Below are 15,323 nucleotides of genomic sequence, written 5' to 3'. Positions count from 1 at the left end.
CGGCTGCGCCGCCGAGCGGGAGCAAGCTCCCTCGCCACAGAGTCCCGTAGGTTCTCAAGGCCGTGGGGCGAACAATTAGATTGCATACAATTTAATTGCTCGCTATCTTCTTCGTCCTCTTCTTCCAATCCGGAGTCTTGCCATGAGCGACAACCTGCTGAGCATCCCGTGCACCACCATCAAGGGTGAGCAAAAGACCCTCGCTGATTTTGCCGGCAAGGCTGTGCTGGTGGTCAACACGGCCAGCCAGTGCGGATTTACCCCGCAGTACAAAGGGCTGGAGGCGTTGTGGCAGACCTACAAGGACCAGGGCCTGGTGGTACTGGGCTTTCCCTGCAACCAGTTCGGCAAGCAAGAGCCGGGCAATGAAGGGGCGATCACCGAGTTCTGCGAACTGAATTTCGGCGTGAGTTTTCCCCTGTTCAAGAAAGTCGAAGTCAACGGCGCCAACGCCCATCCACTGTTCGTCCAGCTTAAACAGCGGGCCCCTGGCGTGCTGGGGTCCAAAGGCATCAAGTGGAATTTCACCAAGTTCCTGATCGGCAAGGACGGCCAGGTGGTCAAGCGTTTTGCCCCGACCACCAAACCCCAGGATCTGACCGGCGAGATCGAAGCACTGCTCAAATGAATGATCTGTCAGCCGATTCGTTGAAGCTCGACAGCCAGTTGTGCTTCAAGCTGTACGCCGCTTCCCGTGCGGTGATCCGTGGCTACAAGCCGATGCTCGATCAACTTGGCCTGACCTATCCGCAATACCTCGCAATGCTGGTGTTGTGGGAGTGGCAGGACACGGCCCCGCCACAGCCGACGGTCAAGGCCCTGGGTGAGCGTTTGCTGCTGGATTCCGGCACGCTGACGCCGCTGCTCAAGCGCCTGGAGCAGTTGGACCTGGTCCAGCGCCAGCGTTCAGCCCGGGACGAGCGGGAGGTGCACTTGAGCCTGTCGGCTGCGGGGCGCGCCTTGCGCGAGCAGGTCGGCCCGCTCAAGGCCCGCCTGTTGTGCGACAGCGGTGTCGATCTGGACCGCCTGGGCGCGTTGCGAGACGGTCTCGATCATCTGCTGGGCCAGATCAAAGCGCTGACGTAGTGGGCACCCATTGGTCCAGCACGGCCGCCAGTTCTTCGCGGCGGAACGGCTTGGACAGGTAATCATTCATGCCGGCCGCCCGGCAGCGCTCACGTTCCTCGGGCATCGCGTTGGCCGTCAGTGCAACGATCGGCAGGTCCGACCAGCGCCCGCTGCGGCGAATCTGCCGGCTGGCTTCGTAACCGTCCATCACTGGCATGTTGCAGTCCATCAACACCAGATCGAACACCCGCTGTTCCAGTTGATCCAGGGCTTCGACGCCGTGGGCCGCGACGGTGACTTCACAGCCCAACTTGACCAACATGCCCTTGGCCACCAGTTGGTTAACCGGATTGTCCTCCACCAGCAATACCTGTCCGCGCCTGGACGGCACCAGGGTTTCGATCTGTGCGTCGTTGATGGTGGTCGCCTCGTTTTGCATGGCGCGTCGCAGGATCTGGTACAGCGCATGGCGTGCCAATGGTCGGGCCTGTTGTATCAGCGGTGCGAGGGCAGCCGCTTCTTCGCTGGGCATGAAGCTGCCATAGGCGGTCACCAGCAGGATCGGCGCATCAAAGGTCGGTCGCAGGTTGAACAGGCATTCCGGGCAGTCAGTGATCAGCACGTCAGGCTTGAGCCCCAGCAGCCCGTCATCGATGGAGCGCCGCACATAATCCAGGCCCCATCCTGGCAGTAGCATGCCTAGCAACTCGGCCAGGCCGCTGCTGCTGGCGGTGATGGCGACGACATTGCCGTGCAGCGGTTCGACCGGCGTTGCCGGAAGATGGCAGGGAAGCGGCAGCTCTGCACAGAACTGACTGCCGAAGCCGGCTTCGGAACTGATCGTCAATCGGCCCTGCATGGCTTCGCAGAGGTTGTAGGTCAATGCCAGGCCCAGCCCGGTGCCGCCAAACTGACGGGTAATCCCGGCCCCGGCCTGGGTGAACGGTTGCAGGATCCGCGCTTGGGCCTCCTGGGGAATACCGATACCGGTGTCGCAGACTTCGATTCGCACGCCGCCTTCGTAATGGCTCAACTTCACGTCGACCCGGCCAAAGCGCGTGAACTTCAATGCGTTGGACAGCAGGTTGCTGACGATCTGCCGCACTCGGGTCGGGTCGCCGATGACTTGTGCCGGGAACTGCGGCTCGATCAGGCAAGCCAGTTCGACACTGGGGGCCGCGTTCTGGGAAAGCAGATTGGCGGTGTCCTCCACCAGGGCGCCGAGGTCGAACGGGATGCGTTCGAGTTCCAGTTGACCGGCGTCGAATTTCGACAGGTCAAGGATGTCGTTGAGCAGTTCGACCAATACCTTGCCCGAGTCATGGGCAATCGAGAGCTGCTGCTGTTGCTCGGCCGTCAGGGGACCGTCCAGGGACAGGGCGATCATTCCCAGCAGGCCGTTGAGCGGCGTGCGGATCTCATGGCTCATGTTGGCGAGGAACACGGAGCGGGCTTCGGCCATGTCCAGGGCCGTGCGCCGGGCTACCTCCAGCTCCTCGTTGGACTGGCTGAGGCGGGCGTTGATGGCCTTGAGTTCGGCGGTGCGTGCCGAGACGATGTTCTCCAGCTGCGCCAGGTATTCAGTGAGGCGATTTTCGGCCGTGCGCCGTTGTTGAATTTCCGTGGAGATATTTTCGAACTGCTGGTTGGCGACGGACACCAGCACGCCGATTTCATCGGACTGGTGGCCGGAAGGGCATTCCAGGCGGTTCTGTTCGTTGCTGCTTGGATCGCGGCTGCTCAACTCGCGAATGACCCGCACCAGGGGCTTGGTCAGCATCACGTAGAACAGCGCCAGCAGCAGTCCGGTCAGGATCAGGCTGCGGGCGAAGCCGTTGAGCAAGGTGACCTCGGCGCGGCGCAGGAAGCGGCTGCCGAACGCATAGGTGTCGACGTCCAGTCGCAGTATGCCCAGGGATTCGCCGGGCAAATGATCCAGGTAGAGTCGGTCCTCGAACTGACGCTGGGCGCCGAACAGGAAGTCGCTGATGAACCGGTAGCTGCTTTGCAGTTCGGGCCGCTTGACGCTGGCCAGCACGGTATTGTTGTTGTCGATCAGCTCGGCCCCGATGATGGCCGGTGAGCGCAACAGGCCCATGGACAGCTCCTGGGCGAGTTCGGCGTCGATGTTGTAGGCGATGCGCGAGGCCGGGTTGTGGCTGATTTCCAGCAACGACAGGATTTCACGGTTGATCGACGCGTCTTCGCTGGCATAATCGATGCCGATCTGCATCAGGCTGAGCAAGGTGCCCAGCACGAAGCCCACCAGGACGGTCAGGCGGGCCTGCTTATAGGAAAGCCGTTGAGTGAATCGGATGTCCATGGAGTGATGAACCACTTACGTTTCCCTTCGCCGGTCAAGCATAGCTGATCATCTCTGAATACCGGTGCAACCGGTTGGTTTTGTGTGAAGTAGACCCGCCATTGGATACGGCGTTTCGTTGCTGGAGCGCCATCATTACTGTGAACCTGTCCGAGGAGAAGATGTGGACTCGCGATTGAATGCTTTTCTTGAGCGCGCCGATGCCGTGCTGGCCCGGATCGAGCCGTTGCTGCCGGCGCCCCGGCCCGCCATCGACTGGACCCAGACCCTGGCCGCCCGCTGGCAGCGGGACGGGCGCAGCGGCTACCTGCTGCCGCTGCAAGTCAGCCTCGACATGCGCCTGTCGGACCTGATCGGCGTGGATCGCCAGGTCGAACAACTGGGGCGCAACACGCGGCAGTTCATTGATGGCATGCCCGCCAACCATGCCTTGCTCTGGGGCTCGCGTGGCACCGGCAAATCGTCCCTGGTGCGCGCCCTGTTGGCCGAACATGCCCAGCATGGCCTGCGGTTGATCGAGATCGAACGCGATCACCTGGCAGACTTGCCCCGGGTGGTCGAGCAGGTGGCGAAACTGCCACAGCGCTTCGTGTTGTTCTGCGATGACTTGTCGTTCGAGTCCGGCGAAGGCGATTACCGCGTGCTCAAGAGCGTGTTGGATGGTTCGCTGGAACAGGCGCCGGACAACGTGCTGCTGTATGCCACGTCCAACCGTCGCCACCTGGTGCCGGAAAAGGAAAGCGACAACGAAAACTGGAAGCGGGTCGACGGCGAACTTCACCCCAGCGAAGCCGTGGAGGACAAGATCGCCTTGTCCGACCGCTTTGGTTTGTGGCTGTCGTTTTATCCGTTTACCCAGGAGCATTTCCTCGACGTCGTGGAGCACTGGATCGGCGAACTGGCGGCCAAGGCCGGGCTGGCCTGGGAGCGCGATGAAGCCCTGGAGATACAGGCCGTGCGCTGGGCAACCGGTCGCGGCAACCGCAACGGACGTTGCGCTTATCAGTTTGCCCGTTACTGGGTCGGCCTGAAATTGTTGGAGCACAAGGCATGATCGATTTGAACGCTGCCGGCGAAGGCCTCGATGGCTACGGCTTGTTATCGGCACAGCTGGAATCCTTGCTGGCCGATGAGCGTGATTTCATCGCCAATGCCGCGCAGTTCTCGGCCTTTCTGTTCACGCAACTGGAAGACCTGAACTGGGCTGGTTTTTACCTCAATCGCAATGAAGAACTGGTCCTGGGGCCGTTCCAGGGCCAGATCGCCTGCGTGCGGATTCCCTTTGGCCGCGGCGTCTGCGGCACGGCGGCAGCGACCCGGCAGACCCAGCGCGTCGAAGATGTCCATGCGTTCCCTGGGCACATCGCCTGCGACAGTGCGTCGAACAGCGAGCTGGTGGTGCCGCTGGTCAAGGACGGGCGCCTGATCGGCGTGCTCGATCTGGATAGCCCGAAATTGGCGCGTTTCAGCGACCATGACCAGGCCGGCATTGAAGCGTTGGCTGCGATCTTCCTGCGCCTGACGGATTGCTGATCATGCCCTCAGCCCGGCCTTGGCCAGCAGGCTGTCGGGGTCGACTTCATCGATCTGGTGCGGGTCGAGGAACTGCTCGGCGTAGCTCAGGTAGATCTTTTCCTCGATGAACAGCCCGAACAGTTCGGGATCGATATGGGCGTCACGGCACATGGTGGCCATGATGCCCAGGGCCTCGCTCAGCTTCTTCGCTTTCTTGTAGGGGCGGTCGGCCGCTGTCAGTGCTTCGAAGATGTCGGCAATCGCCATCATGCGTGCCGGCAGGCTCATTTCCTCGCGTTTGAGGCGCTTGGGATAACCGCTGCCGTCCATCTTCTCGTGATGACCGCCGGCGATCTCCGCCACATTGTTCAGGTGGCTGGGGAAGGGCAACTGGCTGAGCATCAGGATCGTCTGCACCATGTGATTATTGATGACGTAGCGCTCCTCGCGGGTCAGCGTGCCGCGCGTGATGCTCAGGTTGTAGAGCTCGCCGCGGTTGTATTTCCAGGCCGGCACATCGAGCTGGAAGCCCCACGGGTTGTCCGCCGGGATCAGTTCAGCCGCGTGGCGCTCGAACAGGTGCTCGGGCTTGTCCGCCAACAGCGGCTCGGTGACCGGTAGCGTCGGCTTGGGCGTGCGGGCCTGGCGCCGATTCTCTTCCCAGGAAACCCCCAGGCGATCGTCGAGGGTCCGGGTCCATGGGCGTTGCGCGATGTGTTGCAAGCGTTGCAGGTCGGCCTCGGCCATGGCTTCGGAGCCCAGGTTGCAGCGCGCGACAAAAGCGAAGTCGTCATCCAGGGCCGTCAACGTCGCGTCACGCTGCTGCGCCAGGGATGACGACTCGCCGCCGTTTGCCACGGCCCGCCAGTAATCGATCCAGGCGTCGCGCTTGAGCACTTCGAAGCGGGTGCGTACTTCGTGGATCCGGTCGTTCAGGGTTTCCAGTTTGGTGGCTTTGTCGACGACGTATTCAGGGGTGGTGACCTTGCCGCAGTCGTGCAGCCAGGCAGCGATGTGCAGGGCTTCCCATTCATCCTCTGTGGGCTGATAGGCGTCGAATGCCGGCGCCTGGCTGGCGGCGGCGGCCTGGGCGAGCATCAGGGTCAGGACCGGCACCCGCTGGCAATGGCCACCGGTGTAGGGGCTCTTGGCATCGATCGCGCCAGCCAGCAATTGGATGAAGGCGTCCAGCAGTTGTTTTTGCTTGGCTTGCAGGCGCTGGCCTTCGATGCTCACGGTGGCGGCGCCGGACACGGCCTGGAGGAAGGCGATGCGGTCGGGCTGGAGTTTTTCCAGGTCGGCTTCGGTGCCGCTGTCGGTGATCAGCAACACCAACACGCCGACGGTTTCCTGGTGACGATTGCGCAGGCGGATGCCAATCAGATGGGCTCGAGGCGAGTCCAGTGCCCGCAGGATGCCCTGCAGGTCGGCCGCCTGCTCGAAGCCCAGGGAGGTCACCAGATTGTCCGAGACGGCCAGTTGCTGGAGCCATTGCGGGCTGTCGCCAGCCAGCAATTCAAGATTGCGCAGCTTGAAGGTTTCGAGGTCCCTGGGCGTGCCATCGATCACCAGCCCGTAGGGCTTGAACCGATTGTCGTCGTTCTCGCGCAGGTAGATCAGGCCGGCCTGGGCCTGGCCGATTTTTACGGTTTCGAACAACACCCGCTCCAGCAGTGGGATGAAGCGTGTTTCGGCGCGCAGGCTGGCGGTGATTTCAAAGAAACTCGCCAGGGTGTCTTTCATGCGCGCCATCGAGACGCTCAACTGGTCGACCTCCAGCACCGGGGAGCGGCGTGACACCGGGTAGTTGAAATCGAAGCTGCGAATGGCGTCGGCTTCCTGCACCAGTTCGCGCAACGGCTTGACCAGGATCCTCGACGTCAACCAGCCCAGGGGCAGGCACAGCAGCAGGGTGGCGAGGGTGATGAGCGCGCCTTGCCAGCGCATGCGATAGGCGTTGTCCAGCAGCTCGTCTTCAGGCACCAGCAACGCCAGTTCCAGGCCTTGGGGCCCGCCTTCCTGCATGTGGCTGCGGGAAACGATCCACTGGCGTCCAGCCGCTTCCAGGCGGGTCGTGTCAGCGTTGTCATCGAGGACGGCGGCGATGGCCGGGCTGAGGTCGCGGGCCTTGATCAGGCGCGCCGACTTGGCGTCGGCGAGCAGCCGGTCGCTGTCGGGATAACCCACGGCGTTGCCCTTGGGGTCGAGCAGGACGATCTCGGTGCCGTTAGTGACCTTGTGCTTGGCCAGGGTCTGGGACAGGGCCGCCAGGGTCAGGTCGGCGCCGATGACCGCTTGCTCGCCGCTACGCCGGGCCAGGGTGGTGCCGACATTGTGGGTGGAGAAAAAAACGTAGGGTTCGGTGGTGATCTGCTCGGCGCTGTCGGCGGCGCTGCGAAACCAGCCACGGTTGCGCGGATCGTAGGTTTCGTCGGCGATGTCCCGGCGATTGATGAGCGTCAGGGTCTCGTCGTAGAACAGCGACTGGGAATGGACCGGGCCTTGCTCGGAGGCTCGCTCAACGGTCCAGACCTGATAGGCCGCCTCGGCGGGTGCCTGCAAGGCGGTTCTCAGGGCTGGGGTGCGCAATGGCCGAACCATCAGGAAGTTGCCACGCTGATCGCCCAGGTACAACGACGCCAGGTTCGGGTTGTCCCGTAGTGCCTGGCTGAAGGGCGCGAGCAGGGCCAGGCGTTGCGCCATCTGCGGCGTACGTGTCGCCGGGTAATCGGCCAACAGGCTCAACAGGTGGCGGATGGGTTCGTAGGTGTCATACAGGTCCAGGCGCACGTCCTGCTCAATGCGGTTGAACAGTTTTTCACTGCTGGAAAGGATGATTTGCGTGGTTTGCCGGTAGTTGAAAATGCCCAGCACCACCCCGGTCAACAACAAAAGCAGGGTAAACATCACGCTGATATGGACGTGCAGGGGGAACCGGCGTTTGTCCGGACGCGGTGCGCTGGGCATTGCAGTCACTCCATGGGGGCAGGGGGCGTTCTCGATGGTGTTTCCGCGTGCAAGGGAAACCGATCGAGAACCCCCCAGGTACGCACTGCTGAGCGAATAGCATAGTAAACACTGGGTTATTTTGCCTTGGCGATTTCCGTTTCCAGGGCCCGCTCCAGTTCGGTCATGGCGCGGTCGAGGGCATCGATGCAGTCGCTGATGCGTTCAGGTGCCTGTGCCTGATGACACGCCTGTTCCAGCGCCTCGCACCGCTGGATCAAAGAGGTCGCCTGGACGATGCGGGCGACGCCTTTGATCTTGTGCGCCGTTTCGGTCAGCGCTTGCCGGTTCGCTCCCCGGGCGACGTCGAGCAACTCCTGGCGATCCGCGCGGCTGCTGCTGAGTAACTCCGCCAGCAGGCGCCGGTTCGACGAAGGGTCGCCGCCGGTCAACGCCTGGAGGCTGTGGAGGGAGAAAACCGCTGGATGGCCGACCGGTTTGACGGTCTTGATCCACTGGCTCAGGGCGCTCAGGCTGATCGGTTTGAACAGGCAATCATCCATTCCGGCGTCCAGGCAGCGTTGTTTTTCCTCCGGCTGGGCATTGGCGGTGAACCCCAGGACCGTGCAGGGCGCCCGTCGCTGTTCGGACTCCTCGCGACGAATCGACCGGGCCAGTTCGTAGCCGCTCATGATGGGCATGTTGCAATCGGCAATGACCAGATCGAAATCGCCTTTTTGCCAAACTTCGAGCCCATGGGCGCCATCGTGGGCGATCTGGTAGTGATGGCCGAGGTATTCCAATTGCTGGGACATCAGCAAGCGGTTGGCCGGGTGATCGTCCACGATCAGGACGTTCAAGATGGCCTGTGCCGTTTCGATGACCGGTTCCAGTGGGGCGCTGACCGGCGCCGTTGACAGGACGGTGAGGTGCAGGCGGACCTGGACTTGGGTGCCGACGCCGGGTTGGCTGCTCATATGGAGGTTGCCGCCCATCATCTGACACAGGTTGCGACTGATCACCAGCCCCAGTCCCGCGCCTTTGCGGGCCATCCGGCTGCTGTTATCGACCTGGGCAAAAGGCTCGAACAATCGATGCAGATCGGCCGGGCCGATGCCGATGCCGCTGTCGTTGACTTCCAGATGCATGTCCAGGACATCGTCCCGCTCGGTTGGGGATAGCCGGACCTTGACCACGACCTGGCCCTGCTCGGTAAATTTAAGGGCATTGCTGATCAGGTTCGACAGCACCTGCTTGAATCGCAAGGGGTCTATCGACACGTCAGGGTTTCCCTCGCCGGCGTCGAACTGCAACGACAACACCAGGTTTTTTTGCCGGGCCACGCCCTCGAAGACCCGTATGACCGATTGCAGCAGGGCCCTGAGATTGACGCGTTCGGGGGCCAGGCTCAGATGGCCGGATTCGATACGGGCGATGTCGAGGATATCGCCGATCAGCTCGAGCATGCCGGACGCCGACTCGTACGCGACTTCGATGGTCGAGCGGTCCAGGTGGCCCTTGTCGGCGTGTTTCAGGGCCAGCTCGAGCATGCCGATCACCGCGTTCATGGGGGTGCGGATTTCATGGCTCATGGTGGCGAGGAACGTGCTTTTGGCGCGGTTCGCGTCATCGGCCCGTTGCTTGGAGGCGCGCAATTCCTCGAATAACTGCCGTCGTTCACTGATGTCGATCCAGCCGCCAATGATGCCTTGCACTTCGGCGGCGGAGTTTCGGTAGGGGAGGATCCAGTGATAGATCGTCAGCTTCCGGTCGCCGATGTGCAGCGGGCGGTCGACGATCAGGGCGCTGCCTTCGGCCATGACGCGTTGGTAGTCCGCCTGGTACTCCTGCGCTTCGAAGGCGTTGCTCATGGAGCCTGGCATCGAGTCCTTGCCGATGACGTCTTCACGCCTGGCGTTGAACGCTTCCAGGTAACTGTCGTTGCAGCTTTGCAGGATACCGTTGCGATCCCTCACGTAGATGGGGTGCGGGGTGCCGTTGAGCAGTGCGTGCATGAATTCCAGTTGATCGTTGAGCGCCAGTTCCGCCCGTTGACGTTGCCTGATCTGGCGCCGCATGTAGGCGTTCCAGGCCAGGGACAGCAGCAGCAACAGGCCAACCCCCGCGACGACCTGGAAGAACAGGCGATTATAGGTGCGCCAGGTGTGTTCCGAGGGCGAGACGTAACCGCGCCAGCGGTTGTTGATGACGCCCAGTTCGTCAGGGTCGATGCTGGTCAGGGCCTTGTCGAGGATGGCGTTCAACTCGCTGGCGTGTCTGGCGGTGGCCAGCGCGAACAGGGCTTGCTGGGTGCCCACCGTGCTGCTGATTTGCAATCTGTCCCGCCAGGCGTGGGAGGAGATGAAGTAGTTGGCCATCACCTGCGAGTGCACGCTGCCGTCGACCTGGCCATGGGCGAGCATTTCCACGGCGCGCACGGAGCCGTCCGTTTCGATGATCCGGATATTCGGGTACTGGCTGCGTAGCCAGTCAATGACGGGGTTGCCTTTGGCGATCGCCAGGCTGGCTTGGCCGAACTGATCGAGTGTCGTGGGGGTGTCGGACTGTTTGCGAGTCAGCAGGACGAACGCGCTGTCGATGTAGGGGCGGCTGAATTTCAACTGGCGTTGCCGTTCACTGCTGGGCAACAGTGCGGCGATCATGTCGGCTTGATCGTTCAGGACGGCAGCGATCATCTCACTGTCGTTCTGGTGGCGCTGGATGTCCAGGCGCAAGCCGGTGCGCAACCGGATCAGTTCAAGCAGGTCGGCACTGATGCCGCGAAAATCGCCGTCCGGATCGAAGAAGGTGAAGGGGGCGGAGGTTTCGTTCACCACCACCCGGACCACCGGATGCCTGTCCAGCCAACGTTGCTCGCGGTCGGTCAGTTGTACCCGGTGATCGGTGAGGTACAAGTCGCTGCCCGCACTCCAGCGTTTGGAGATGGCCGCCTGCTCGGCAATGGGGACCTGGTTCAGTATGGTGTTGATGATTTCCAGCAAGCGGGTATCGCCGCGGCGAACGGCGAAACCGAATCCATAGGTTTCATGCTTGCCGAAGCTGGCCATGCGGATATTGCTCAGGTAGCCCTTGCTGATCATGTAGTGGGTGGACAGGGTATCGCCGAGAAATACATCGGCCTGGCCAAAGGCGACGGCATTGATGGCGTTCTGGTAGGACGGGTAGGTGGTGATGATCGCCTTGGGGTAGAGTTTTTCGATTTCCCGCAGCGGCAGGTAGTGATAGACCATGCTCAGCCGCAACCCCTTGAGGTCTTCATTCAGGGATCGGCTTTCATCCGTTCGGGTGACGAGCACGGGTTGATCCACCGCGTATGGCGTCGATAGCACAATGTCGGGATCGCGGGCTTCGAAACCGTTGGCGGTGCCAAGCATATCGATGTGCCCGTTCTTGAGAGCCGCCATGGCGGCCTCACGGGAAGCGAAGCGCAGGACGCTGATGGGCCGGCCGGTGGCCTTGGCGACAATGTTGGCATAGTCGGCGGTCAGGCCTTCGTAGTCGCGTCCACTGGCGGAGAGATCGAAGGGCGGGTAATCAGGTGCGGAGGTGCCCAGGACCAGTTCCGGTCGGTCTTTTAGCCAGGCGCGGTGAGCGTCATCGAGTTTGATCTCGGCCTGAGCCGTGGACGACCGACCCAGCAGCGTGTACTGCCCGGGCGTCTCTGGCGTCGCCGCGAGCGCTCCTGAGTACAACGCTACGCTGATCAGCAAGAGACATTCGGTTATGCGTCTGAGCATGATGTTTCTCACACCAGCGCGTTGCGCTTCGCCATTTCAATCAGCTCGACCAGGGACTTGACCTTGAGTTTCTGCATCAGACGTTTTTTATAAGTGCTGACGGTTTTATTGCTGAGAAACATCCCCTTGGCTATTTCCTTGTTGGTACGGCCCTGGGCAAAAAGTTGCAGCACCATCAGTTCCCGATCGTTGACGCTTTTGAAAAGGTCCAGCTCTACACTGCGTGGATCATCCGGGCGTACCGGGTTCAGCGCCTGGCTGGGAAAATAGTTGTAGCCGGACAATACCGCTTTGATCGCACTGACGAGTTCGCTGAGGTCTTCCTGCTTACAAACGTAACCAGAGGCACCGGATTGCATGCATCGGATCCCGAAGAGCGTCGGCGATTGTGCCGTGAGCACCAACGTCTTGAGCGGCGTGGTCATGGCGTTGAAGCGTGACAGGATTTCCAACCCGTCGAGTTTGGGGATGCTGATGTCCAGGATAACCAGGTCTGGCATGCACTCGCGCACCATTTGCATCGCGTCGACGCCGTTGTCAGTTTCTCCTACGACCTTATAACCCTCATGTTCCAGGAGCATGCGAACGGCGAGGCGAATGACCGGATGATCGTCGACAATGAAAACGGAGTTCATGAATAAATACCCTGCGAACTTGAATAAAGCGCGCACCTTAGCCCACTTACAGCCAGGGCCGTACGAAGAGACAGGCATGCAACTTCAATTTCAGAAGTTTCCTACAAAAAAAGAGGCAAGATATTACGACGTAAACGGTTTTTTAGTAGGTGGATGACAATAAAGAGGGGGAGTTTTTGGCAACGAGTGAAGGAATATTTCTTTGATTGTGTTTTTTGCGCAAACAAAGGAAGCGTTTAAATCAGGGTTCGTGTAAGCCAAACATTTATTTATCTAGTTCAAACTTCCTGTGGCGCAGCGCTACAAAATTCACATTCACCGCCGTTCCCTGTGGGAGCGAGCTTGCTCGCGATGACGGCGGCACATCCTGCATCGATGAGCACAGATCTACCGCCATCGCGAGCAAGCTCGCACACAGGTTTTGTGCCAGGTGCCGCACACCGTCGACTCCCCGCCTTTTATTGACGCGTACGGCCCGTCATCTCCTGGGCCATCTCGCTGGCGTAGCTGTCAGTCATGCCGGCGATGAAATCGATCATGCGCAAGAACGCACCATGCAAAGGGCCGTTGGGATCCGGCGCATTGTTCCCCAGCAGGTCGAGGATGCGGCGATTCTTGAACGAAGGCGTGCGCCCGCCGTGCTGTTCGAGGGCGGCGCCGCAAAAGCCGTTGAGCAGGATTTCCAACGTGGTGTAGGCACCGATTTCATGCAGGGTCTTGCGCTTGTCCTGGAAAATTTTCCGCCGTGCCATGTCCTTGGCATTCAACACGCAACGTTTTGCCGGGCCGTGCATATGTTCCACCAGGTCCCCTGGCAGCGTGCCGGCCAGCAACGCTTCCTGCTGCTCGACAAACGCCCGGGCGGCGGCGTTGGTCAAGTGTTCGATGGCCTTGCCCCGCAGGATCGCCAGCTTGCGCCGCCGAGAGTCCTGCGGCCCGAGCTGCCGGTAGGTGTCCGGAAGATCGTCGCCTACCAGGTCCAGGAGCAGCGATTCCACCTGGGGGTATTCCAGAAGATCCATCTCCACGCCGTCTTCCAGGTCGATCAGCGCGTAGCAGATGTCATCGGCGGCCTCCATCAGATACACCAAGGGATGCCGTGCCCAGCGTTGATCCTCGATCTGTGGCAAACCGAGCTTGTGGGCAATCTGTTCCAACAGTGGCAGTTCGCTCTGGTAGCAACCGAACTTATGCTTCTTGTAGCCCAGGGAGTCGGCGTGACGGGCGGTCCAGGGGTATTTCAGGTAGGTGCCGAGGGTGGCATAGGTCAGCCGGGTTCCGCCGTCGAACTGATGGTATTCAAGCTGGGTAAGGACGCGGAAGCCCTGGGCGTTGCCTTCGAAGTTGAGAAAGTCGTTGCGCTCGGCTTCGCTCATGGCATCGAGCCAGCCACGCCCGGCGGCCTGCTGGAACCAATAGCGAATGGCGTCCTCGCCGGAATGACCGAACGGCGGGTTGCCAATGTCGTGGGCCAGGCAAGCCGATTGCACCACCATGCCCAGGTCGCTGGGCTCGCACCAGTCGGGCAGGGCGTTGCGGATGGTTTCGCCCACACGCATGCCCAGGGAGCGCCCGACGCAACTGACTTCCAGGGAATGGGTCAGGCGCGTATGGATGTGGTCGTTGCTGGATACCGGATGCACTTGCGTCTTGCGTCCGAGGCGGCGGAAGGCACCGGAAAAGATGATGCGGTCGTGGTCCTTGTGGAAGGGACTACGGCCCAGCTCTTGTGGGCTGTGCAGCGGTTTTCCGAGACGTTCGCGAGTCAGCAGGGTATGCCAATCCAAGGCCGGTTGCTCCGTTCGATGAGGTCGATGCCCTAGCTTCCCGGTTCGTGGGGTGGCGTGCAAGGCCTATAGGCCTGCGCAGGCTGGATACATACCCTTTGTGACGAGGGAGCTTGCTCCCGCTGGACTGCGAAGCAGGCCAAATTTTGTGAGTGCTTCGCACTCAAGCGGGAGCAAGCTCCCTCGCCACAGGTGTAGGTTTTTCAGGGTTTGCGCAGGGTCTTGGCCAGCTTGATCAGCGGCAGCAATGTGGTTGCCAGGCGGATCAAGCCTGTTACACCACCGCCACCACCACGGCGGGTCCGTTTGCCAGTGAGAAAGCCCAGCAGGGACACCGCCGCCACGCCCCACAGTGGCGCATGCTTGATGCCGAAGCCTTCGTGCCAGCTTTGCGTCAAGCCGCGCACTCGATGCAAAGGCTGCAACAACTGGCGCGTCTCTTGCCGGATTTCCTGGCGATGCATTTCCATGCGCAGGCGCACCAGTGCCTTGCGCATTTCCTGTCGTGTCCGGGCTTGGGGGATATCAGGCAGGCTCATGGCAGCAGGCGCTCCCGGTCATTGGCCAGTTCTTCGAGGGTGGCATTGAAAGGGGAGGACTCGTCATAGATCGCCGCCTTGAGCCGCAGACCGCAAAACAGGGCCGCCAGCAGGTAAAACAGACACAGGCCGATAATGCCCGACAGACGATAGGTGTCCCACACCAGGATCAGCACCAGCGCCGAAAGCCCGACCAACAGCAGCAAGCCGAATACCAGCGCAAGGCCGGCGAACAGCAGGAGGCTGACGGTGCGTGCCTTCTGTTCCTGCAGTTCCATGCCGAACAATTCGACGTGACTGTGCAGCAAGCCTAGAAACGCCGCGCCCAGGCGGCGCGCTGTAGGTTGTGTGCCCGCTTCGGACGAGCCGGATTCGTCGATACCCATGATCAGCGCCGTGTTGCCAACAGACCAATCAGAAAACCAACGCCCGCGGCGATGCCCACCGATTGCCAAGGGTTGGCCTGTACGTACTCCTCGGTGGCGACTACCGCAGCCTGGCCGCGTTCGCGCATGGAATCTTCGGTCAGCTTGAGTGTTTCGCGGGCGCGCAGGAGGGTTTCGTGGATCTGGCTGCGTAGTGCATCGGCTTGATCGCCTGCCAGCGTCGCGGTGTGATCGAGCAAGCGCTCCGTGTCGCTGACCAGCGTCTGGAAATCTTCCATCAGAATTTCTTGAGCAGTCTTTGCCTGGGTTCTGGCCATGGGTGAATCTCCGTAAGTGACGTCTGAAGCGTTCGAGTATGAGCCTTGC

The 15,323-nt window shown here is 61.2% G+C and carries 12 protein-coding genes; 4 read left to right on the top strand and 8 right to left on the bottom strand.

From position 1 onward, the window contains the following. Nucleotides 1-142: 142 nt before the first annotated feature. Both M1D99_RS21205 and M1D99_RS21200 read left to right on the top strand, forming a co-directional pair. Complete coding sequence (locus tag M1D99_RS21205) at nucleotides 143-628, top strand: glutathione peroxidase (protein ID WP_072408021.1); 486 nt, start codon at nucleotides 143-145, stop codon at nucleotides 626-628. After that, the gene (locus M1D99_RS21200; RefSeq protein WP_072408019.1) at nucleotides 625-1,086 is read left to right on the top strand and encodes a MarR family winged helix-turn-helix transcriptional regulator; all 462 of its coding nucleotides are present in this window, start codon (nucleotides 625-627) and stop codon (nucleotides 1,084-1,086) included. Before M1D99_RS21205 ends, M1D99_RS21200 begins: the two co-directional genes overlap by 4 nt. Here the strand turns inward: M1D99_RS21200 and M1D99_RS21195 are convergent. Further along, complete coding sequence (locus tag M1D99_RS21195; RefSeq protein ID WP_458130733.1) at nucleotides 1,070-3,391, bottom strand: response regulator; 2,322 nt, start codon at nucleotides 3,389-3,391, stop codon at nucleotides 1,070-1,072. The two genes, M1D99_RS21200 and M1D99_RS21195, sit on opposite strands and share 17 nt — an antisense overlap. Before the next feature lie 163 nt (nucleotides 3,392-3,554). Between M1D99_RS21195 and M1D99_RS21190 the strand changes: the two genes are divergently transcribed. Next, nucleotides 3,555-4,445, top strand: coding sequence for an ATP-binding protein (locus M1D99_RS21190; protein WP_434571528.1), 891 nt, complete (start codon nucleotides 3,555-3,557; stop codon nucleotides 4,443-4,445). After that, nucleotides 4,442-4,924, top strand: a complete 483-nt coding sequence (locus tag M1D99_RS21185; protein WP_186728133.1) for a GAF domain-containing protein — start codon at nucleotides 4,442-4,444, stop codon at nucleotides 4,922-4,924. Before M1D99_RS21190 ends, M1D99_RS21185 begins: the two co-directional genes overlap by 4 nt. Here M1D99_RS21185 and M1D99_RS21180 read toward each other — a convergent pair whose 3' ends face one another. The 7 genes from M1D99_RS21180 to M1D99_RS21150 form a co-directional block, all read right to left on the bottom strand. After that, a complete protein-coding gene (locus M1D99_RS21180; protein ID WP_458130732.1) occupies nucleotides 4,925-7,873 on the bottom strand; it encodes an HD domain-containing phosphohydrolase in 2,949 nt (982 codons plus the stop codon). It abuts the gene before it with no gap. A 116-nt stretch (nucleotides 7,874-7,989) separates the two neighbouring features. Further along, nucleotides 7,990-11,610 carry a transporter substrate-binding domain-containing protein gene (locus M1D99_RS21175; protein ID WP_458130731.1) on the bottom strand — a complete coding sequence of 1,207 codons (3,621 nt, stop codon included), beginning with the start codon at nucleotides 11,608-11,610 and terminating at the stop codon, nucleotides 7,990-7,992. 8 nt (nucleotides 11,611-11,618) lie between these two features. Beyond that, nucleotides 11,619-12,245, bottom strand: coding sequence for a response regulator transcription factor (locus M1D99_RS21170; RefSeq protein ID WP_186705339.1), 627 nt, complete (start codon nucleotides 12,243-12,245; stop codon nucleotides 11,619-11,621). A 458-nt stretch (nucleotides 12,246-12,703) separates the two neighbouring features. Continuing rightward, entirely contained in the window at nucleotides 12,704-14,032 is a 1,329-nt protein-coding gene (locus M1D99_RS21165; protein ID WP_186705338.1) for a deoxyguanosinetriphosphate triphosphohydrolase, read from the bottom strand. 203 nt (nucleotides 14,033-14,235) lie between these two features. Beyond that, nucleotides 14,236-14,571, bottom strand: coding sequence for a hypothetical protein (locus tag M1D99_RS21160; protein ID WP_053120523.1), 336 nt, complete (start codon nucleotides 14,569-14,571; stop codon nucleotides 14,236-14,238). Further along, nucleotides 14,568-14,957, bottom strand: coding sequence for a phage holin family protein (locus tag M1D99_RS21155; protein ID WP_060738527.1), 390 nt, complete (start codon nucleotides 14,955-14,957; stop codon nucleotides 14,568-14,570). Before M1D99_RS21155 ends, M1D99_RS21160 begins: the two co-directional genes overlap by 4 nt. Nucleotides 14,958-14,959: 2 nt before the next feature. Further along, nucleotides 14,960-15,274 carry a DUF883 family protein gene (locus M1D99_RS21150; protein ID WP_092166820.1) on the bottom strand — a complete coding sequence of 105 codons (315 nt, stop codon included), beginning with the start codon at nucleotides 15,272-15,274 and terminating at the stop codon, nucleotides 14,960-14,962. Between the last annotated feature and the right edge of the window lie 49 nt (nucleotides 15,275-15,323).

The organism is Pseudomonas sp. R3-41 (assembly GCF_054161485.1).
Note: the sequence above shows the minus strand (reverse complement) of the source record. Positions and strands in the feature narration are given on the sequence as shown.

What these genes read in the sequence shown, in the direction of transcription:
- M1D99_RS21150 (WP_092166820.1), bottom strand. Translation starts at nt 15,274, where the DNA reads ATGGCCAGAACCCAGGCAAAGACTGCTCAAGAAATTCTGATGGAAGAT.
- M1D99_RS21180 (WP_458130732.1), bottom strand. Translation starts at nt 7,873, where the DNA reads ATGCCCAGCGCACCGCGTCCGGACAAACGCCGGTTCCCCCTGCACGTC.
- M1D99_RS21200 (WP_072408019.1), top strand. Translation starts at nt 625, where the DNA reads ATGAATGATCTGTCAGCCGATTCGTTGAAGCTCGACAGCCAGTTGTGC.
- M1D99_RS21195 (WP_458130733.1), bottom strand. Translation starts at nt 3,391, where the DNA reads ATGGACATCCGATTCACTCAACGGCTTTCCTATAAGCAGGCCCGCCTG.
- M1D99_RS21170 (WP_186705339.1), bottom strand. Translation starts at nt 12,245, where the DNA reads ATGAACTCCGTTTTCATTGTCGACGATCATCCGGTCATTCGCCTCGCC.
- M1D99_RS21205 (WP_072408021.1), top strand. Translation starts at nt 143, where the DNA reads ATGAGCGACAACCTGCTGAGCATCCCGTGCACCACCATCAAGGGTGAG.
- M1D99_RS21160 (WP_053120523.1), bottom strand. Translation starts at nt 14,571, where the DNA reads ATGAGCCTGCCTGATATCCCCCAAGCCCGGACACGACAGGAAATGCGC.
- M1D99_RS21155 (WP_060738527.1), bottom strand. Translation starts at nt 14,957, where the DNA reads ATGGGTATCGACGAATCCGGCTCGTCCGAAGCGGGCACACAACCTACA.
- M1D99_RS21185 (WP_186728133.1), top strand. Translation starts at nt 4,442, where the DNA reads ATGATCGATTTGAACGCTGCCGGCGAAGGCCTCGATGGCTACGGCTTG.
- M1D99_RS21175 (WP_458130731.1), bottom strand. Translation starts at nt 11,610, where the DNA reads ATGCTCAGACGCATAACCGAATGTCTCTTGCTGATCAGCGTAGCGTTG.